This is a genomic window from Streptomyces sp. NPDC059524, from assembly GCF_042749255.1.
Taxonomy (GTDB): domain Bacteria; phylum Actinomycetota; class Actinomycetes; order Streptomycetales; family Streptomycetaceae; genus Streptomyces; species Streptomyces xanthii.
Genome location: NZ_JBHYTK010000052.1, coordinates 28,108 through 47,312, shown reverse-complemented (window position 1 = coordinate 47,312; position 19,205 = coordinate 28,108). Strand labels below are relative to the sequence as shown.

The following is a 19,205-nucleotide window of genomic DNA, read 5'->3' as shown; positions in this document are numbered from 1 at the left end:
CCCGGCGCCCCGTCTCACCCCCCCCCCCCCCGCGCCCCCACCCCACGTCGGTGTACGTCGAGGATGTCTCCCGCCCGGACCCGTGGCGCGCGGACGTATCGACGCGCGAGCTGATGAGCCCGACCGGCGCCGCCGCCCGCCGCCCCCGCCCGCCCGCGCGCCCGGTCCCAGACGCACGCCGCAGCCACGGGGGTCCTGGCCGGCCAGGACCTCCCCCTCGCAGCCGACACACTGAGTGCGGTCCGCACCCACGCCTTCCCGGACGCCCCGCTCGCCCCCGGTCTGCGCGACCTCCCACTGGTCCTTCTCTCGCCCGGCTTCACCCGGCCCCGCGCCACGCTCACCTCGATCGGCGAGGACCTGGCCAGCCACGGGTACGTCGCGGTCGCGATCGACCACACCTACGAGACCGCGGCCACGACCTTTCCGGACGGCCGGGTGGCCACCTTCGCCCTCGGTCACGGATACGCACGTACCGCCGACTTCTGGCGCAAGTTGAAGACGGGCCGCGCCCGGGACGCCTCGTTCGTTCTCGACCAGCTTCTCGGCAGCACCGCGCCCTGGCCGGGCGCGGCCGCGCTCACCCCGGACCGGATCGGCATGGCCGGTCATTCCGCCGGCGGCGCTGCCACCATCGCGGCCATGCTCGCGGACGAGCGCATCCGTGCGGGCTGCGACGTGGACGGCAGTACCGACGCGCTGATCCCGGACACCGGCCTGGACCGCCCGTTCCTGTTCCTCGGCCGGGACGGGCAGTACTCCCCCGGCGACGGGCCCGCCGCGGACACCTGGGCGCGTGACTGGCCCCTGCTCACCGGTTGGAAGCGCTGGCTGGTGGTGGCGGGCGCCAAGCACCCGTCCTTCACGGATCTCGGCCTTCTGGCCGACCAGCTCGGCCTGCCGCTCGGCGCGGCCACCTCGGGACTGCGCACGATGACGATCACCCGCGCCTACCTGCGCGCCTTCTTCGACCAGCACCTGCGTCGCGACGCCGAGCCGGCGGCCTTCGACCGGTTGAACGCGGACCACCCCGAGGTCCGCCCCTGCCTGCCGTCAGCCTCACCCAGAATTTCCCAGAACCCTTGACATAGGACATATAGGGAGGAAACTGATTAACACACCAGAAAACCGATGAATCGCACCGCCAGAAGAGACGTCGACTGGCAAGAGATTCAACAAAGCTCTGGCCAGGCCCCCGAAGCCCCCTCGTACCGGAGTCTCAGCGACGACTGAGGCAGATGGCAATGGTGAGGACTCCGGGGACTGTTTTTGCCCCTGGGCCGCCCGCATCGGGCGGCCTTCGTGCGTGGTGCCGTGATCCTCCTGCGCCCTCGAGACGTCCGAACCGCCTAGTCCGCCGCCCCCGGCCCCGTGGGGTCGTCGTCCGCCAGAGGGGTTCCGGCGGTGTAGACGTCCTTGAGTTTCACCTCGGTGACGCCTCGGCCCTCGGCGAAGACGCGGCGCCAGTCTCCGATGACGTGGAGTTCGTCCGTGCCCATCGCGCGGACCACGCTCAGGCCCTGCTCGTGGGCCTTCAGGGCCTTCATCCACAGGTTGGCGAAGGCCTGGGAGCGGATCAGGTGCATCCAGTCGGGGCGGTACAGCTCCCGGTTGTAGTTCGACTCCCCCATCGTGGAGACGAACTTGGAGTACATGGCCTTCACGTACTCCAGGGTGACGTCGTCGTCCTCGGCGATCGCGTTCTCGCGGGCGGTGACGAGCGCGGCGCGGAACTTCTCCAGGAGGTTCTCCGTGGCGCCCGAGGTGTACGACTCGTGGATCTCCGGCGCCTCGCACAGGCCGTACTTCGGGCCGGACAGGCGCAGCAGGAGGCGCAGGGTGGGTTCGGTGACCCACAGGGGGCCGGGTTCGTCGCGCTGGCCGATCGGGTTGGGCAGCACGGCGTCGTGCGCCCAGTGGGGCGGGGTGATCAGGTGGACGCCGGCGCGACGGCGGTCGTGGTCGAACCCGGTGGAGTGTTCCAACTGGCCGATCGGGAGGTGGGTCTTGAGGGCCGAGAGGTACGCGCCGTTCATGTCGAGGGCCGTCACCTCGTGCTCGCCCGGCGGGAGTTCGGGGCGGGTCCACTTCGGGCGGGCTTCCCAGATCGAGTCGGCGCCGCGCGCGGTCTGCTTGCGCAGGATGTCGGGCACCCACGGGTGCGCGATGACGTCGTAGCGGCCGCCCTTGCGGGTCTCGTCGAGCAGGGCCATCGCGTCCGGGATCGCCTTGCGCACCAGGGCTGCCGTCGCCGCCTCCACGTCGCCTTCGTGCGCGGCGAGCGCGGAGCGGACGGTCTCGGCGATCAGGTCCGGCGGTCCCGACTGGGGCTGGAAGGCCCGCTTCGTCGGCGGCTTACTCGGTCCCGCGTCGCGGTCCCCCGGCCGGGCCGCCGCTCGGGGTGTGCGGGGCGCGGGGGCTTCGGGTCGCGTCCGGCGCGGGGCGGGCCCCGCCGCGGGGGCCTGGGGGGCGGCGGTGGCGCAGTCGGCCGGGTCGAGGTGCTGCGGGAAGCCGGCGACCCGCTGTCCGGCGGGGGCTCCGCACAGGACGCACGGCTCCGGTACGGTGAGCGTCTCGACGTCGTCGTCCTCGTCGTTCGTGCCGCTCGTGCTGTTCGTGTCGTTCGTGTCCTGCGCGGCCTGGGCCGTGGTGGTGGGAGGCGACGCGGGGGACGGCTCGGCGGGCTCCGCCGGCTCGGCGGGTTCAGGCTGCGGGGCCAGCTTCGCGGCCAGGCCGTCGAGGAGGTACGCGTACTTCGTACGGACCTCGCCGGCCGGGTCACGGTCCGACTCCCAGGCCGCGACGGTGGAGGGGCTCACCGCGAGGGCCCGGGCCACCTGCGCCTTCGACAGGCCTGCCTGCTCGCGCAGTTCGCGCCGCACCGGGCGCTCCGGCAGTTCGGCCTCCGGGGCGACGGAGGCGAGCAGCGAGTCGATCGCGTCGAAGTCACTCACCGTGGCCCGCCCCCTTGCCGGCCCGCTTGGCCCGGCGCCGTTCGGCCAGTCCCGGGATCGCGGTCTCCTTGACCCGCTGCTCCCCCCAGCCCGTGATCTGCGCGGCCCGTCCGATCCGGCCGTACACGGGCCGGCCCGTGAGCGGATCCCGCTCCAGGTAGGCGCGCAGTGCGTCGGCCACCCGGTCCTCGGCGCTTCTCAGGGCCCGGACCGCCTCTTCGAGCTCGCGCTCACCCATCACGTCTGACACGTGCGCCACATTAGCGAAGGGGTGGACTGTCCAGGAAACCTTGACGGTCCTCCATACCTGGACGGCCGAACGCATACGGGGCGGCTCCCGATCGGCACACGGTGTGTCACAGGCAGACGACGACCAGGGCCGTGTCGTCGGTCAGCCCGGACGGCGGCATCAGGTCGGTGAGCAGCGCGTCCGCGAGCTCTTCGGGGATCAGGTCGCGGTGCCGGGCGAGCGAGCGGGCGAGCCGGTCCAGGCCCGTGTCGATGTCCTCGCCCCGCCGTTCCACCAGGCCGTCGGTGTACAGGAGGAGCACCGAACCCTCGGGGAAGGGGAGGTGCTCCTGTGCGCGGGCGGAGTGTTCGGGGCGGGCGCCGAGGGGCGGGTCGGTGGCCTGCGCGAGGAAGGTGACGGTGCCGTCGGGGCGGGCGAGTGCGGGCGGCGGATGGCCGGCGCAGCTGTAGGCGAGAGTGCGGGTGTTCCAGTCGATGAACACGCAGGCGACGGTGGTGCACTCCGCACCCTCGACGGAACGGGCGTACAGCCCGAGGGCCTCGAGGGCCTGGCCGGGTCCGCCGGCCACGCGGCACGCGGCCGACAGCGCGCTGCGCAGCTGGCCCATGACGCCCGCGGCGATCAGCCCGTGGCCGACGACGTCGCCGACCGTCACCGCCGCACGGCCTTCGGCGGGCATGTCGATGAGGTCGTACCAGTCTCCGCACACGTTCAGCGCGCTCACGGCGGGCTGGTAGCGCACCGCCACCCGCAGGCCTTCCGGGACGCCGGAGGCGGGCAGCATCGCCCGTTGCAGGTGCAGCGCGACCTCCCGTTCCCGGGCGTGCGCCGCGCGCAGCCGCTCGTTGACCTCCTGAAGCTCCCGCGAGCGGGTGTAGATCTCCGCCTCCAGGACCGGCGTCCGCTCCCCCGCCCCCTCCCGGCCCCGTGCCCGGATCAGCTCGGTGACCTCCTCCACGCGGTGCAGCAGCAGCGCCACCGTGCCGTCGGCGGCCGGCACCGGCACGTTGACCGGGCTCCACCAGCGCTCGTGCCAGACGCCGGGGCGGTCCGCGTCCTCGACGTCGTAGCGCTGCAGCGCCATGCTGTCCCGCTCGCCCGTCTCGGCGACGCGGCGCAGCGAAGCCTGCAGGTTGCGCATGCCCGAGGCGGCCGGGTCCTGGGGGTTGTCGGGGAACACGTCGAACAGGTAGCGGCCGATGAGCTGGGCGCGGGTGCGGCCGGAGATCGCCAGGAAGGCTTCGTTGACCTCTACGTAGACGAGGTCAGGTGTGAGGAGGGCGACCGCACCCGGAAGAGCATGGAAGACGGCCTCGAAGTCGACCTCGGGTCGGTTCACGATCCACCTGCGCCACGTCCATGGCCGTCACCGGCGGCGGCCCTGAGTATGTGCCCCCACCTTGCACCCCAGTCCCCGCGCCCGCACCCCACCACGCGCCCGTCCGGCGGCTCCGGGACACGGGCCGCCGCCGGTGACGGCCTGCCGTCTCACCAGCGCACGGGAAGGCGGCTCAGGCCCCGCAGCAGGCTCGGGCGCCAGTCCGGCGCGGGATCGCCGTCGAGGGCCAGGTCGGGGAAGCGATCGAGGAGCGCGCGCAGCGCGAGGCTCGCTTCCAGGCGGGCGAGCGGCGCGCCCAGGCAGTGGTGGATGCCGTGCCCGAAGGCGAGGTGGGAGCGGGTCAGGGCCGGGTCCCGGTGGATGTCGAAGCGCTCGGGATCCGGGAACTGCGCGGGATCGCGGTTCGCCGACGCGAGGGAGACGACCACGCGCGCCCCCTTCGGGATGAGGACGCCACCGACCGTCATCGGCTCCGAGGTGTAGCGGTAGGTGCCGGCCGGCGACGGCGGTTCGAAACGGAGCGTCTCCTCCACCCATCCCTCCACCAGGCGGTCGTCCGCGCGCAGCGCGGCCAGTTGCTCGGGGCGGGTCAGCAGCAGGTGTACGCCGTTGGCGATGAGGTTGACCGTCGTCTCGTGGCCGGCGACCAGGAGCAGGAACGCCATGCCGATGAGTTCCTCGTCGCTGAGGCGGTCGCCGCCCTCGTCGTGGGCGGTCACCAGCGCGTGCAGCAGATCGCCTTCCGCCGCCGCGTCCCGGCCGATGCCGCGCTTCTCCTCGATCAGGCCCGCGAGGTACACGGCCAGCTCCTGGGCGGCGAGGCCGGAGGTTTCGGGCTCACCCACCGCGAGCACCTTCGCGGTCCAGGAGCGGAACCGCCCGTGATCGACGCCCGGCACACCCAGCAGTTCGCAGATGACCGTCAGCGGGAGCGGGAAGGCGAAGGCGTCGATCAGGTCCGCGCGCCCCAACGGCTCCATAGCGTCGAGGAGTGTGTCCGCCGCCGCCTGCACCCGCGAGCGCAGTGCCCGTACCCGCCGCGCGGTGAACTCGCGTGCCACCAGGGACCGCAGGCGGGTGTGGTCGGGCGGGTCGGTCTGCAGCATGTTCCGGCCCACCGAGTAGAGGCCGTCGCTGTCGAACTCCGCCGAGACCCGCACGTCGTGGCACAGCCGCGGGTCCGCGAGCGCGGCGCGCGCCTCGGCGTACCCGAGGATCATCCACGCGGTCTCACCCGTCGGGAAGCGGACGAAGTGCACCGGCCCCTTCGCCCGCAGCGCCTCGAACGCAGGGTAGGGGTCGAGGGCGAAATCGGTGGTCCAGGCCGCGAGTTCCTCGGTGTGCGGTACGGGCATGACGGCTCCCAACAACGAAGTGGGGATTACTCCCCGGTTTCTGTCCCGGCCGACCCTAACAGGAACCGGGGAGCACTCCACAGATCCTGTACGGTTCCGTCTGTGAGAAAGGACGCGCAGCGCAACCGTGAACTGGTCCTGGCCGCAGCCCGCCAGGTCTACGCCGAGCAAGGCGTGGAGGCGCCCCTCGACGTGATCGCCCGCCGCGCGGGCGTCGGCAACGCGACCCTGTACCGCCGCTTCCCCGACCGGGCCGCCCTGATCGAGGCCGTCTTCCACGACACCCTCAGCACCGTCGTCGACGCGGGCGAGGAAGCCCGGCGCGCCAAGGACCCCTGGCAGGGGCTCACCGGCTACCTCGACCACGTCTTCACGGTCCTGGCCACCGACCGGGGCGCCAGCGACCTCATGACCACCGGCATCCAGGGCGTCGCCACGCTGGAGAAGCTGCACGTCCACAACGCGGAGACGCTCACCGGCCTCCTCGAACGCTGCCGTGATCAGGGGCTCGTCCGCACGGACGTCGTCACCGAGGATCTCCTCCTCGCCCTGGCCGCCCTGGGCCGCACGGCGCCCGCCCTCCAGGCCACCGTGCCCGGCGCGTGGCGCCGCCCGCTCGCCCTCCTCCTCGACAGCCTCCGCACCCGCCCCGCCCAGCCGCTCCCCTCCCCGCACCTGACCGCCGAGCAGCTCACCACCGTGCTCCACCACATCCACCGGCCGCACCAGTCTCCGGAGAAGGATCAGGGGTAGCGACGGCTCCCTCAGGCCGTCGGCAGGAGGGTCACCAGCGCCGGGCCGAAGGCGGCGCCGAGCAGGTAGCAGAGGGTGAACAGGCCGATGGCCGCCGGGCGTTCGCGCTCGGGGACGGCATCGGCGGCCCGTACGGAGAACACGCCCTGGCCGGAGGACGCGGCGACGGACGACAGAGCCTGCGCCCCGAGCAGCAGCGCCGCCCCGCTGCCCAGCCAGGTCACCACGGGCGCGGTGGCGCCCAGGGCGAGGAGCGCCAGGACGATCGGGCGGTGACCCGTCCGGGCGGAGGCGGCGACCACGAACCAGGACAGTGCGCCGCCCAGCAGCATCGGCCACACCATCGCGGCGCCGATCGCACCGGACGACCAGCCGGTGTCGTCCGCGAGCCGGCCCGAAACGGCGTACACCAGGCCGAAGTTGACCACCGCCAGCACGAACGCGGGCAGTGCGGCCAGGAGGAACGCGGGCCTGCGGACCACGTCGGCGGGCACGAAACCGCGGGGACGGGACCGCAGGCGCAGCGCGAGTGCGACCAGCGCGATGACGGCGGACACGGCGGCCACGGCCGGCCGGTGCGGGATCATGACCAGTGCGGTCGCCAGCGCGGTGAGCAGCAGGGCTCCGGTCAGGTCGAAGCGGTCGGCTTCTTGCATTTGTGCGGCGTGTTCGGTCGCGGGCCCTTCGGTGACGCGGCGCCGCACGGCGGGGACGCCGAGCAGGCCGATCAGCGGGAGGGTGAGCGCCGCCCGCCAGGACAGCAGGTCGCCCGCGAGGGAGCCGACGAGCGGCGCGGTGGAGCCGGTGACCGCGAGCGAGGCGGTGACCAGGCCCATCCTGCGCGGGGAGCGGGCCAGTTGCAGGGCGACCGTGGTCAGACCGGCGGCGCCCAGCGCCTGCGACGCGCTGCCCACGATCAGGGCGGGCAGCACGGGCGCGGACATCACCAGACTCGCCCCGGCGGCGACGAGCAGCGCGCTCACCGTCAGGGCGGCCCGTGTCCCCCGGTACCGGAGCAGACCTGCCGCCAGCGGCGTACCGACGGACGCGCCCCAGCCGAAGGCGGTCACGGCCCAAGTGACGGCGGCGACCGAGGTGTCGAGGTCACGGGCGACGGCGTCGAGGACGAGGGACGGGCCGGCGATGCCCATGGAGAGCGGGGCGGCGATCAGGGCGAGCCAGAGGGCCGGTACGGAGCGGGAAGGGTGGGCCGGCGGGGCGGCCGCCGTCGCCTCGCCGGCGGATCCATGCGTCTCCGGGGCCGCAGGCACCTGGCCCGGGTCCTGGGTCGCGGTCGAGTCACACATGCGTACTCCGAAGAAGTCAGGGGTGGGAACGGCGATCAGGCTGGTCAGCGGGGGCCGACGGAGTCCGTCAGGTCGGCGACCGACTCCGGACTCGCGGTCGCTCCGTGCGCGTTCGGCGCATCGGCACCTCGGCGATTACGGAGCATGGTGAGGGCGATGACGGCGCTGGTCGCGGTGATCAGGACACACGCGGCGGCAACGGCGTTGAGCCCGGCGGTGTAGGCCTCCTCGGCCGCGGTGAGCAGGGCGTCTCCGGTCCGCGCGGGGAGCTCGCGGGCGGTCGCGAGGGCGTTCTCCATGGATGCTCCCGCCGATTCGGCGGCGCGGTCCGGGGTTCCCTCGGGGGCGTCGAGCGTGGCGCGGTAGACGGCGGTGCCGAGGCTGCCGAGGACGGCGACGCCGAGGGCAGTGCCGAGATCGCCGCTGATGGAGGACAGGGCCGCCGCCGACCCGCCCTTCTCGGGCGGCACGGACCCCACGACGAGGCCCGTGCCCAGCGAACCGAACGTCCCGACCCCGATGAAGACGATCACGAAGCCGGTCATGAGCAGCGGCATCCCGGCAACCGCGTCGACGAGGGCCAGCAGCACATATCCGGCCGTACCGACGATCAGCGCGACGCCGACGACGGTGCCGAGCTGGAAGCGCCGGGTGAGGACCGGTGCCACCTGGGCCGCGAGGATCGAGGCGACGGCCGCGGGCACCATCCACAGACCGGCCGCCATCGGCGAGTGGCCCTCGACCATCTGCAGGAAGCCGGTGATGAAGAGGTAGCCGCCGCCGGTGCCGAGCATCGACACCATGAGGATCAGGAGCGCGGCGGTGAAGGCTCCGACGCGGAAGAGCTTCAGATCCAGGAGCGGGTGCTCCAGCCTGCCCTGTCGCCGCACGAACGCGGTGCCGACGGCGAGGCCCAGAGCGACCGCCGCGAGCGGTACGGGGGCGAGACCGTGCCGGGATAGTTCCTTCAGGCCGTAGATCACGGAGAGGATCGACACGAGCGAGAGCAGCACGCTGAACAGGTCGATGCGGCCGGCGTCCGGGGCCTTGTACTCGGGCAGCAGCTTCGGCGCGGCGATCAGCAGCAGGGCCGCGACCGGCACGCCGAGCAGGAACACCGACCCCCACCAGAAGTACTCCAGGAAGATCCCGCCCACGACGGGGCCGAGCGCCGTGCCGCCCATGAAGCAGCTGGCCCACACGGCGATGGCGCGGGCGCGCTGGGCCGGGTCGTGGAACATGTTGCCGATCAGGGCGAGGGTCGACGGCATGAGCGTCGCGGCGGCGATGCCGAGCAGGGCCCGGGAGACGATGAGAGCCTCGGCGCTGGACGACCAGGCGGCCGCGACGGAGGTGGCACCGACCGCCGCGGCGCCGATCGTCAGGAGCCGGCGGCGGCCGACACGGTCGCCGAGGGTGCCCATGGTGATCAGGAACCCGGCGATCAGGAAGCCGTAGATGTCCATGATCCACAGCGTCTGCGTTCCGGTCGGCGCGAGGTCCCGGGCCAGATGGGGCAGGGCCAGGTAGAGCACGCTCTGGTCGAGGGAGATCAGCAGGGTGGGCAGGGCGAGGACGGCGAGTCCCAGCCACTGTCTCGGACCGGCCTTCGGCCCTGGTGCCTGGCCGGCCTCGGCTGCGGTGTGCGACGGCATGGGGTCCTCCATGGTGCGGTGCGGTGTGCCTGACGGGGTGTGGTCGGCCGAGTGGATGCGGCGCGCGGACGGTGCCGTGGCGCCCGGCTCCGTCGGGTCCCCACACTGCGCCGGAGCGCTCTCGGTCCTCTCCCGGTCCGCTCTCGGTCACTCCGGGCCCGGCCCCCGCCCGCTCTTGATCCACGTCGGGAGGGGTCGGATAGCCTGCTCGGCATGCATTGGGGGGTACTGGGTCCGCTGGGCGTGTGGACGGACGGCGGGGCGGAGGTCCGGGTCCCCGAGCTGAAGGTGCGTGCTCTGCTCGCGCATCTCCTGGCCCATCGCGGGCAGCCGGTCTCCGCGGACCGGCTCGTCGAGGACCTGTGGGGCGCGCAGCCGCCGAACAACCCGGCGGCGGCCCTGCAGAACAAGGTGTGGCAACTGCGCAAGGTCCTGGAGGCCGCCGAACCGGGCGGCCGCGACCTCGTGGCCCGCCGTCCCGCCGGGTACGAACTCCTCGCCGCCCAGGACTCGTTGGACGCGGGCCGGTTCCAGGAACTCCTCGGCCGAGCGCGGTCGGCCGCCGACCCCGCGTCCCGGTCCGGACTTCTGACGGACGCGCTCGCGCTGTGGCGGGGCCCGGCGTTCGCGGACTTCGCCGACGAGGACTTCGTACGGGCCGCTGCCGCCCGCCTCGACGAGCAACGCCTCACCGCGATCGAGGAACAGGCCGAGGCACGCCTGGAGCTCGGCCGACACGCCCTGGTCGCCGATGATTTGAGCGACCTGGTGAGCCTCCACCCGCTGCGTGAGCGGGCCCGCGCCGCACACGTGCGGGCGCTCTACGCGGCGGGGCGCCGGCAGGAGGCGCTGCGCGGTCTCGCGGAGCTGCGGGCCCGGCTGGCCGAGGACCTCGGCATCGATCCCGGGCCCGAGATCACGGAACTCCAGCAGGCGATCCTGGCCCAGGACCCCGCTCTCCTGGCCAATCCCACGCCCACGCCCACGCCCGCACCGCCACCCGCGCCCGCACCCACCGGTCACGCACCGGCCGCGATGCCCGCGCAGCTCACCGAACTGATCGGGCGCGACGAGGCCGTCGCGGGACTGCGCGCGCTGCTCGGCGCGCACCGCCTGGTCACGCTCACCGGCCCGGGTGGCGTCGGCAAGACCCGGCTCGCCCTGGCCACCGCCGCCCGCCTGGCGCCGGACTTCCCCGGTGGCGTGCACCTCGCCGAACTCGCCGGCCTCGACACCGCGGAAACGATCGACGAGAAGGCCGCGGAGCCGACTGCCGGGACGGCAGACGGAACAGGTCACGGGACGGCCGGTGTCGCCGACGTGCTGCGCGCCGTCTTCGGCCTGCGCGACGACACCGCCCCGCCCGGCGGCGCACCCCAGCCCCTGGCCGGTCGCATCGCCCACACCCTGGCCGGCCGACCGGCCCTGCTCGTCCTCGACAACTGCGAACACGTCGCCGCACCTGCGGCCCGGGTGGCCGAGCAACTCCTGCGCACGGCACCGTCGTTGCGGGTGCTGGCCACCAGCCAGGTCCCGCTGGGCCTCACCGGCGAGGCGTTGGAGGAAGTCCCGCCGCTGCCGCATCCGGGCTCCGCCGAGGGCTTGAGCGCGGCGGACGTACGGAAGTTCGGCGCGGTCGAGCTGTTCGTGGCGCGTGCCCAGGCCGCCGCGCCGCGCTTCGTGCTCGACGACACCACCCTGGACGCGGTGGTCTCGGTGTGCCGGCGCCTCGACGGCATCCCGCTGGCTCTGGAGATGGCCGCGACGCGCGTACGGGCCCTGGGCGTCCACGAGTTGGCGGCCCGGCTCGACGACCGGTTCTCGCTGCTCGCGGTGGGCTCGCGCGGCGCGCCGGCCCGCCAGCGCACCCTGCGCGCGGTCATCGACTGGAGCTGGGGCCTGCTGGGCGCGGGCGAGCGCGCCGTACTGCGCCGCCTGGCCGTGCACGCCGACGGCTGCACCCTCGCCGCCGCCGAGGAACTGTGCGCCGGGCAGGGCGTGGACCGCACCGAGGTCCTCGATCTGCTCGCCCGGCTCGTGGACGGCTCCCTGCTGCAGATGCACGAGGGCCCCGAGGGCGGGCCCCGCTACCGGCTGCTCGAGTCCGTGGGCGCCTACGCGGCGGAGCGCCTCACAGAATCGGGCGAGGCGGCGGATCTGCGGCGCGCCCACCGCGCGTACTACCGGGCGCTGGCCGAGGACGCCGAGCCGCACCTGCGCGGGCCCGCCCAGCGGGAGTGGCTGCGCCGCCTGGACGCCGAGCAGGCGAACCTGCGCTCCGCGCTCGACGGCGCGGTCGCGGCCGGTGACGCCGACTGCGCGTTGCGCCTGGCCAACTCACTTGCCCGGTACTGGCAGTTGCGCGGCCGGTACGCCGAAGCACGGCGCGCCCTGACCGCCGCCCTGGACACCGTGTCCGCGCCCGGCGTCCGCACCGAGCCCACCCTGTCCGCGCGGGCCACCGCTCTCCGCGGCGGGTTCCGGCTGCTGCTCGGCGGCACCTCCGACCCGGCCGCCGAGTACCGTGCCGCACTCCGGCCCTACGACGCGGTCGACGATCCGCACGGCCGGGCGACGGCGGAGTGGTTCCTGGCGTCCCAGCAGTACGGAGTCGGCGATCCGCGCCCGAGCCAGGAACTCCTCGCGTCCGCCCTCGACGCCTTCCGCCGGCTCGGTGACCGGTGGGGCACGGCCGCCGCGCTGGCCGGCCAGGCGTTCCACGCGCAGTTGCGCGGGGACTCCGGCACGGTGCGCCGGAACGGCGGCCGCAGTCTGGAGCTCTTCCGTGAACTCGGCGACCAGTGGGGCCAGTTGCAGGCGATGGTGCCGCTGCAGATGGACGCACAGGTCGCCGGTGACTACGCACGCGCGGAGCGGCTGCACCGTGAGGGCCTGCGCATGGCCGAGGACCTGGAGCTGTGGCCGGCGGTCTGCTTCCAGTTGTCCGGACTCGGCCGGATCGCGCTGCTCGGCGGGGACCTGCCGCGCGCCCGGGAGTTCCACGATCGGGCCAGGCGGCTCGCGGTCGCGCGCTCGGACCGCTTCGGGGAGCAGTACGCGGAGACCGGGCTCGGCATCGGTGCGCGCCGCGAGGGCCGTCTGGACGCGGCGGAGGCGCATCTGCGGCATGTGCTCGAGGTGCACCGGCAGATGGGGTACGAACCCGAGGCGCCCGCGCTGATCCTCGCGGAGCTCGGCTTCGTGGCCGAACTGCGCGGCGACGCCCCCGCCGCGCTACGGCTCCAGCTCGACGGGCTGGCCGCCGCCCACGCGGCCGGCTCCCCGCGCAGCCTGGCGCTCGGCTTCGAAGGCCTCGCCGGTGCCCGCGCGCTCACGGGAGAACCCGCCCGCGCGGCCCGCCTCCTGGGCGCCGCGGACACGCTGCGCCGCTCGGTCGGCGCACCGCTGCCGGAAGGCGAGCGCGACGACGTCGACCGCGTCGAGGCAGCCGCCCGGCAAGCGCTCGGTGACACCCGCTTCGACACGGCGTACGAACAGGGAACAGCCCTCGCCCCGGACGCTCTCCTGAAGCACCCGTCGATCGCCGACCACGACGGCGTTTAATCAGTTGACCCGGTTCGTACGGTGTTCGAGTGAACGACACAGTGATCACTGAACTCCGTGCCGCGTACGACGCCCAGCTCCGCGGCGTCACCCCGCCCGGCGGCAGCACCCGTATCGAGACCGACGGCCCGCTGACCCGTGTCGTCGGCTGGCACCGCGGCTTCGTCACGGGCCCGCGCGATCTCGGCGTGGACGGAAACGAGCTGGACGCGCTCATCGCCCGGCAGCGTGACTTCTACGCCGCCCGCGGCGAGGCGGTCGAGTGGAAGACGCGCGGTCACGATCTCCCCGCCGGCCTCACGGAGCGGCTCGCCGCGGCCGGGTTCGTCCCGGAGGACAGCGAGACCGTGCTCATCGGGCAGTCCGCGGACCTCGCCGCCGACCCGGTCCTGCCCGAGGGGGTGACCCTGCGCCGGGTCACCGCCCTCGCGGATCTCCGGCGCATCGCCGCGATGGAGAGCACCGTCTGGGGCGAGGACTGGGGGTGGCTGGCCGACGACCTCGCGGGCCGGATCGAGAGCGCGCCGCAGGACATCGTCGTCCTGGTCGCCGAGGCGGGGGACGACGTCGTGTGCGCCGCCTGGCTGGTGTTCCAGGAGGGTGCCGACTTCGGCGGGCTCTGGGGCGGGTCGACGCTCGAGGAGTGGCGCGGGCGGGGCATCTACCGGGCCATGGTCGCTCAGCGGGCCCGGATCGCCGCCGCCCGCGGCGTCCCCTACCTCTACGTCGACGCCTCGGCCGACAGCGCGCCGATCCTCATCCGGCTCGGCCTGCACGCGGTCACGACGACGACCCCGTACGTCTGGACGCCCTGAACCGACCGGGGATCGAGGATCGGCGAGCGGTCTACGCCCCGTTCGCCGACGCCGCCGGACGGGCGGGGAGGCCCATCGGGTTGGGGAAGGGGATCGTGTCCGAGGCGAGAGCCTGCTCGGCCAATGGAGCGAGCAACTCCTGGAGTTGGGCGAACCCGCGCTGCCCCAGCTCCTCGTAGGGCCGGACGGCGAGGGCGTCGGTGCGGGACTCGACGTGGTCGCGCAGGGCTCCTCCCCCTGCCGTCGGGCGGCCCTCGCCGTCGAGGAGAGCACGGGCGGCCAGTCGGTCCGTGGCGGCCTGCCACTCGTCCTTCGACCAGCCGCGGTTGTCCCGCAGGATCGACGCGTCGGTCCCTTCGCAGGCCGAGAACAGCACGTGTGCCTCGCACCCGCTGACGCCTTCGGCCGTCAGTGCCGCGACGTGTCCGTCCCCGCGGTGCTCGCGCAGCGTCGTGGTGTGCTGCCACAGCGCCCCGACCGGGTCGTCGGGCAGGGCCAGGTCCCGGTTGGCGGCGAACAGCGGGCGTCCGGCGCCGTCCGCCGCGGCGATCACCCGTTCCAGCAGGGGGTTGATCCGCTCCGCCGACGCGACCGCCGCGGGCGCCACGCGGCGCAGCGCCTCGGCGGCCGCCGTGGAGCGGGCCCGGAGGACGGCCTCGGGTGCGGCGAAACCCCAGGCGTCGGGGATCGCGCGACGCACCATCGCGGGATGGAAGTTGAAGAAGGCCGCCTCGACGACTCCCGCCGCCACCGCGCCCAGAGGCGCGGCCCGCGCTCCGAAGTAGCCCATCCAGAAGCCCCGCAGGCCGACCTCTCGATGCGCCGTGACGCACTCGGGGGCGAAGTAGGTGACGGCGTGCAGGGGTTCCAGCTTCTGCCAGACCTCCCGCGCCCGGCCTCCGTCCATGCCTGTATCCGTACGTGTGCCCATGTCCGCGTCCATACGTGTGTCGATAGGTGTGCCGATCCGTGTGTCGTCCGTGTCTGCGCCCACGTCTGTCATCGCCCGTTCTCCTCAGCCCCCGGCCTGGTCGCACGTCTGCGCGATCGGCCCTGCCCCGTCATGGTCGCCCGATGACGGTCCTCTTTTCAGCTACTGCCGCCAACTGCCGTCCGCGCGGCCGCCACGAACGCCGCGATCGCCGGATGGGTGCCGCCGCCCGCGCGGAAGGCGACCTTCGAGCGGCGGAAGAGGGGCAGCCGGGTCAGGAGCACGCCGTCGGGGGCCTGCGCGGTCGCCATCTCCGGTACGAATCCGGCGCCTTGGCCGATCGCGGCCAAGGCCAAAACCGTACGGAAGTCGTTGACCTGGTGGCGGATGCGGGGGCGGAATCCGGCGGCCTGGCAGGCGCGAACGGCCATCGCGTGGCCGGTCGTGCCGTCCCTCGCGGTGATCCACGGCGCCTCCGCCCAGGGGCCGAGAAGGTCCGCCAGCGAGTCGCCGCCGCGGGTGGCGCCCGTGTCGGCGGGGGCACCGCCCGTGGCCAGGTACATCGGCTCCTCCAGCAGCGGGACCTGGTCCATCGTGGTGTCGGGCGAGGCGGGCACGAAGTCGTAGTCGTGGACGAGCGCCACGTCGAGTTCGCCGGCGCGCAGGCCGTCGGAGACGCGCGCCGAGTCGATCTCCTGCACCATCGGCTCCAGCGCGGGATGCCGCCGGGCCAGTTCGGCCAGGGTGGCGGGCACGATCGCGGGGCCGCCCGAGGGGAACGTGCCGATGCGCAGCGATCCGCCGATGCCCTCGCGGGCCCCGGCCAGTTCGGAGACCGCGAGTTCGAGGCGTTCGAGGACGGCGTCGGCGTGGCCGACGAGGGTGCGGCCCGCCGGTGTGAGGACCACGCGCCGTCCGCTGCGCTCCAGCAGGGGGACGCCGGCCTCGCGTTCCAGGACGCTCAGCTGCTGGGAGACGGCCGACGGGGTGAAGGTCAGCGCCTCGGCCACGGCCGCGATGGTGCCGCGCCGGTCCAGTTCGCGCAGCAGGTGGAGTCGTCGCACATCGAGCATAAGGTGAGCTTACGCATGAGCGAAGAAACATGAACTGGATCTACTGGGTCGGTGTCGGTCAGGCTGGGCGCATGGAAACGCGCATGCATCCCGAAGCGGACCTCTCCGGCCTGTTCGTCCCCCTGGTCACCCCGTTCACCGACGATCTGCGTCTCGCCCCGGACGCGCTCGCCCGTCTCGCCGACGAGGCGCTGTCGACGGGCGGTGCTCGCGGGCTCGTCGCCCTGGGCACCACCGCGGAGGCGGCCACCCTGACCGCCGAGGAGAAGCAGACCGTCGTGCGCGTGTGCGCCGCGGCCTGCCGGGCGCACGGAGCGCCCCTGATCGTCGGCGTCGGCACGAACGACACCGCCTCCGCCGTGACGTCCCTGCGCGAACTCGCCGCGCGGGGCGACGTCGCCGCGGCGCTGGTGCCCGCGCCGCCGTACACGCGGCCGGGCCTCGCGGGAACGCTGGCTCACTTCACGGCGCTCGCCGAGCACGGCGGCCTGCCGCTGGTCGTGTACGACATCCCGTACCGCACGGGTCAGCCGCTGAGCACGGGCGCGCTCACCGCGCTGGGGGAGCTGCCGGAGGTCGTGGGGGTCAAGTACGCGACCGGTGCGATCGACGCGGCGGCGGTGGAACTGCTCGGCGCGCCGCCGGCCGGTTTCGCCGTGCTCGGCGGCGACGACGCCGTCATCTCGCCGCTGCTCGCGGCGGGCGCGCACGGCGGGATCCTGGCCTCGGCCAACGTGCGCACCTCCGACTACGCCGAGCTGATCGCGCTGTGGCGGTCGGGCGCGGCCGGACCGGCGCGCCGGCTCGGCGCCGAACTGGCCCGGCTCTCCGCCGCGCTCTTCGCCGAGCCGAACCCGACCGTGATCAAGGGAGTGCTGCACGCGCAGGGCCGCATTCCCAGCCCGGCCGTGCGGCTGCCGTTGCTGGCGGCGGCGCCTGAGTCGGTCCGGCGCGCCGTCGCGCTGTCCGCCGAACGCTCCCCCAGCATGACGGCCGTCTGACCCGCCGCGGGGTCGTACGCACCGCAGGGCGCGGCGGCCCGGAGGTCAGCCGGTCGCGGGTACTCCTCGCCCGGCTCCAGCCGCCGGCGCCACACCTCGACCGGTACGGGGCCGGAGGCCGTCAGCATCAGCCCGGCCTCGCTGCCGTGTTCACCGGCCCACAGCGCCATCACGCTGTGCACCTCAGCCCGCAGCAGCCCGAGTCCACCGTCTGGCCCCGCCCACCAGTACGCTGCGACGGCCATGACGACGCACACCGCTCCCGAGTTCGGGCCGCCGATCCGCCGGATCTTCCGGGACGTCATAGCCGACCGGATGAAGGGCCCGTACCCGCCGCAGGCGGCGATGCTCTTCGCACCGGAGGCCGACCCGTTCTGGAAGGACGACAGCGGCTTCCTCGGCGACTTCTACAACGACGTCCTCCACCAGGACACCTGTCGGTCCGACACCGCTGCCGGCGTCCCGCTGCTCGCGGCCCTGGCCTGCGACGACCGGGTGCCGGCCCGGCAGCGGTTCAACGCGGTGGAACTCCTCTTCTGCGCCGCGACCGTCGCGGAGCGAAAGGCGGCCGGGTGCTGGCCGAGGACTCCGCCGCACGCGGATCCGGACAGTGAGCACCGGGCTCGAAAGGCTGTTCAGTCCTGCACCCCTGACCTGCTGTCACGCTGGCCGGTCGAGTGCCCGGCGGTGCGACTGGCGCTGGCCTCACTCGCCGTGGTGTTCCCCACCGCACGCACTCTTCCCGCACTCACCGCACGACTGCGCGGTGTCGTCGAACAGCACCCGCGGGGCACCGACATCGGAGACCACGCACGCTTCGTGCTCGTCCTCGCGACCCGTGACGACCGTCAGATTCTGCCCGCCGTCGAGGCGTTCACGGACGTGTACTGGAAGGGCACCGCCCGCGGCGCCCCCACCCGCGCCCGCGCCCTGCATCTCCTCGGCCAGATGCTCGACAGGGTGGAAACGACGCTCCGCCGGGCGCACCCCGCGCCGTGACCAGGCCGTTCCCGCTCGTCCGCGCGCGCTGACCTGCGAGGACGCAAGTCCGATGGCTGCTGTCGGCGATGAGGGCGCCCGGCGCCCAACACCGTCTGGCCCACTGTGAGATGCGGCCCGCTGTGACAGGGGGTCAGATGAGCCGCATGCGCAACGTAACTGCAGCAGCACCCAGCAACCGTCGCCGCCGGATCGCCTCCGGCGCACTGGTCGCCTCCCAGATCCTCCTGCTGGCCCTGCCCGCGGTTTCCGCGTCGGCCGACGACACCGGTCAGCCGGCGCCCGACCGCGGCACCGCGTTCATGGGCGAGGGCGTCCTCGCCAACGAGGGAATCGAAGGGGTCCCCGTCGAGACCCGCGTCGTGCAGACCAAGGGCGTGGACGTCTCCAGCCACCAGGGCAACGTCGCCTGGTCCACTCTGCGCAAGAGCGGCGTGAAGTGGGCCTACGTCAAAGCCACCGAGGGCAAGTCCTACCGGAACCCGTACTTCGCCCAGCAGTACAACGGCTCCTACCAGAACGGCATGATCCGGGGCGCCTACCACTTCGCCACCCCGGACACCGCGAGCGGCACCAAGCAGGCCGACTACTTCGTCAACCACGGCGGCGGCTGGTCCAAGGACGGCAAGACGCTGCCCGGCGTGCTCGACATCGAGTACAACCCCTACGGCTCGACCTGCTACGGCAAGACGTCCCGTCAACTCGTGAGCTGGATCCGGGACTTCCTGAAGCAGTACGAGCGCCGGACCGGCCGTGACGCCGTCATCTACACGTCCACCAGCTGGTGGAAGCAGTGCACCGGCAACTACAGCGGTTTCGCCGCCACCAACCCGCTGTGGATCGCCCGCTACGCCTCGACCGTGGGGCAGCTGCCGGCCGGCTGGAAGTTCCACACGATGTGGCAGTACACGGCGTCCGGCCCGACCGTCGGGGACCACGACAAGTTCAACGGGGCGCCCGACCGCGTCAAGGCCCTCGCCAACGGCTGACCCGCCTCAACGGCAGCCGGGCGCGGCCCCCACGGGGGTCGGACCCACACGCCCGGTGCGGCAGCGGTTCGTCGTAGGCCGCGGGGCAGCGGGCAGACAGGCTCCGCCGACCATCACCGCGTGCAGTCCGGGCCGGGCCCCCCCCGGGGCCCCCGCCGCGGGCGGGGGGGGGGGGGGGGTGGCCCGCCCCCGGGGGGGGGTGGCGGGGCGGGGCGGGGTG

Annotated in this window: 15 protein-coding genes and 2 pseudogenes; 8 read left to right on the top strand and 9 right to left on the bottom strand. The window is 73.7% G+C overall.

Translation table 11 applies throughout. The features are described 5' to 3' along the window. Nucleotides 1–195 precede the first annotated feature (195 nt). Nucleotides 196–414: pseudogene (locus tag ACFW9D_RS17145) on the top strand (alpha/beta hydrolase); the annotation flags it as partial. A 24-nt stretch (nt 415–438) separates the two neighbouring features. Beyond that, complete coding sequence (locus ACFW9D_RS17140; RefSeq protein ID WP_384622828.1) at nt 439–1,086, top strand: hypothetical protein; 648 nt, start codon at nt 439–441, stop codon at nt 1,084–1,086. A gap of 263 nt (nt 1,087–1,349) precedes the next feature. On the opposite strand, the gene ACFW9D_RS17135 is transcribed toward ACFW9D_RS17140, so the two are convergent. From ACFW9D_RS17135 to ACFW9D_RS17120, 4 genes are all read right to left on the bottom strand, one after another. Further along, nucleotides 1,350–2,954, bottom strand: coding sequence for a helix-turn-helix domain-containing protein (locus tag ACFW9D_RS17135; RefSeq protein WP_384622827.1), 1,605 nt, complete (start codon nt 2,952–2,954; stop codon nt 1,350–1,352). Continuing rightward, nucleotides 2,947–3,204 carry a hypothetical protein gene (locus tag ACFW9D_RS17130; protein ID WP_384622825.1) on the bottom strand — a complete coding sequence of 86 codons (258 nt, stop codon included), beginning with the start codon at nt 3,202–3,204 and terminating at the stop codon, nt 2,947–2,949. The genes ACFW9D_RS17135 and ACFW9D_RS17130 overlap by 8 nt, the downstream gene beginning before the upstream one ends. A gap of 106 nt (nt 3,205–3,310) precedes the next feature. Further along, nucleotides 3,311–4,546, bottom strand: a complete 1,236-nt coding sequence (locus tag ACFW9D_RS17125; RefSeq protein WP_384622830.1) for a PP2C family protein-serine/threonine phosphatase — start codon at nt 4,544–4,546, stop codon at nt 3,311–3,313. 146 nt (nt 4,547–4,692) lie between these two features. Continuing rightward, nucleotides 4,693–5,898: a cytochrome P450 gene (locus ACFW9D_RS17120; protein ID WP_384622823.1), complete on the bottom strand. Its 1,206-nt coding sequence runs from the start codon at nt 5,896–5,898 to the stop codon at nt 4,693–4,695. 102 nt (nt 5,899–6,000) lie between these two features. Between ACFW9D_RS17120 and ACFW9D_RS17115 the strand changes: the two genes are divergently transcribed. Next, nucleotides 6,001–6,651 (top strand): TetR family transcriptional regulator, encoded by a 651-nt coding sequence (locus tag ACFW9D_RS17115; protein WP_384622821.1) that lies wholly within the window; start codon nt 6,001–6,003, stop codon nt 6,649–6,651. Between the two features lie 11 nt (nt 6,652–6,662). Here ACFW9D_RS17115 and ACFW9D_RS17110 read toward each other — a convergent pair whose 3' ends face one another. Next, nucleotides 6,663–7,958, bottom strand: coding sequence for an MFS transporter (locus ACFW9D_RS17110; RefSeq protein ID WP_384622819.1), 1,296 nt, complete (start codon nt 7,956–7,958; stop codon nt 6,663–6,665). A 44-nt stretch (nt 7,959–8,002) separates the two neighbouring features. After that, nucleotides 8,003–9,613: an MFS transporter gene (locus ACFW9D_RS17105; RefSeq protein ID WP_384622817.1), complete on the bottom strand. Its 1,611-nt coding sequence runs from the start codon at nt 9,611–9,613 to the stop codon at nt 8,003–8,005. Between the two features lie 213 nt (nt 9,614–9,826). On the opposite strand from ACFW9D_RS17105, the gene ACFW9D_RS17100 reads away from it, so the two are divergent. Both ACFW9D_RS17100 and ACFW9D_RS17095 read left to right on the top strand, forming a co-directional pair. Then, complete coding sequence (locus ACFW9D_RS17100; RefSeq protein WP_384622815.1) at nt 9,827–13,177, top strand: BTAD domain-containing putative transcriptional regulator; 3,351 nt, start codon at nt 9,827–9,829, stop codon at nt 13,175–13,177. Between the two features lie 29 nt (nt 13,178–13,206). Beyond that, nucleotides 13,207–13,992, top strand: a complete 786-nt coding sequence (locus ACFW9D_RS17095; RefSeq protein WP_384622814.1) for a GNAT family N-acetyltransferase — start codon at nt 13,207–13,209, stop codon at nt 13,990–13,992. A 31-nt stretch (nt 13,993–14,023) separates the two neighbouring features. Here the strand turns inward: ACFW9D_RS17095 and ACFW9D_RS17090 are convergent, their stop codons facing one another. Together ACFW9D_RS17090 and ACFW9D_RS17085 are read right to left on the bottom strand one after the other, a co-directional pair. Next, nucleotides 14,024–14,899: a hypothetical protein gene (locus ACFW9D_RS17090; protein WP_384622812.1), complete on the bottom strand. Its 876-nt coding sequence runs from the start codon at nt 14,897–14,899 to the stop codon at nt 14,024–14,026. Nucleotides 14,900–15,081: 182 nt separating this feature from the next. Continuing rightward, nucleotides 15,082–15,996 (bottom strand): LysR family transcriptional regulator, encoded by a 915-nt coding sequence (locus tag ACFW9D_RS17085; protein WP_384622810.1) that lies wholly within the window; start codon nt 15,994–15,996, stop codon nt 15,082–15,084. Nucleotides 15,997–16,079: 83 nt separating this feature from the next. On the opposite strand from ACFW9D_RS17085, the gene ACFW9D_RS17080 reads away from it, so the two are divergent. Then, nucleotides 16,080–16,997, top strand: coding sequence for a dihydrodipicolinate synthase family protein (locus ACFW9D_RS17080; protein WP_384622808.1), 918 nt, complete (start codon nt 16,080–16,082; stop codon nt 16,995–16,997). A gap of 56 nt (nt 16,998–17,053) precedes the next feature. On the opposite strand, the pseudogene ACFW9D_RS17075 reads toward ACFW9D_RS17080, so the two are convergent. Next, nucleotides 17,054–17,170 (bottom strand): annotated as a pseudogene (locus ACFW9D_RS17075) (XRE family transcriptional regulator); the annotation flags it as partial. 70 nt (nt 17,171–17,240) lie between these two features. Here ACFW9D_RS17075 and ACFW9D_RS17070 point away from each other — a divergent pair. Both ACFW9D_RS17070 and ACFW9D_RS17065 read left to right on the top strand, forming a co-directional pair. Further along, nucleotides 17,241–17,996: a hypothetical protein gene (locus ACFW9D_RS17070; protein WP_384622806.1), complete on the top strand. Its 756-nt coding sequence runs from the start codon at nt 17,241–17,243 to the stop codon at nt 17,994–17,996. A 146-nt stretch (nt 17,997–18,142) separates the two neighbouring features. Beyond that, on the top strand, nt 18,143–18,985 hold the full coding sequence (locus ACFW9D_RS17065) for a lysozyme (protein WP_384622804.1): 843 nt from the start codon (nt 18,143–18,145) through the stop codon (nt 18,983–18,985). Nucleotides 18,986–19,205 lie beyond the last annotated feature (220 nt).

What these genes read in the sequence shown, in the direction of transcription:
- ACFW9D_RS17120 (WP_384622823.1), bottom strand. Translation starts at nt 5,898, where the DNA reads ATGCCCGTACCGCACACCGAGGAACTCGCGGCCTGGACCACCGATTTC.
- ACFW9D_RS17065 (WP_384622804.1), top strand. Translation starts at nt 18,143, where the DNA reads ATGCGCAACGTAACTGCAGCAGCACCCAGCAACCGTCGCCGCCGGATC.
- ACFW9D_RS17080 (WP_384622808.1), top strand. Translation starts at nt 16,080, where the DNA reads ATGCATCCCGAAGCGGACCTCTCCGGCCTGTTCGTCCCCCTGGTCACC.
- ACFW9D_RS17105 (WP_384622817.1), bottom strand. Translation starts at nt 9,613, where the DNA reads ATGCCGTCGCACACCGCAGCCGAGGCCGGCCAGGCACCAGGGCCGAAG.
- ACFW9D_RS17110 (WP_384622819.1), bottom strand. Translation starts at nt 7,958, where the DNA reads ATGTGTGACTCGACCGCGACCCAGGACCCGGGCCAGGTGCCTGCGGCC.
- ACFW9D_RS17090 (WP_384622812.1), bottom strand. Translation starts at nt 14,899, where the DNA reads ATGGACGGAGGCCGGGCGCGGGAGGTCTGGCAGAAGCTGGAACCCCTG.
- ACFW9D_RS17100 (WP_384622815.1), top strand. Translation starts at nt 9,827, where the DNA reads ATGCATTGGGGGGTACTGGGTCCGCTGGGCGTGTGGACGGACGGCGGG.
- ACFW9D_RS17085 (WP_384622810.1), bottom strand. Translation starts at nt 15,996, where the DNA reads ATGCTCGATGTGCGACGACTCCACCTGCTGCGCGAACTGGACCGGCGC.
- ACFW9D_RS17070 (WP_384622806.1), top strand. Translation starts at nt 17,241, where the DNA reads ATGACGACGCACACCGCTCCCGAGTTCGGGCCGCCGATCCGCCGGATC.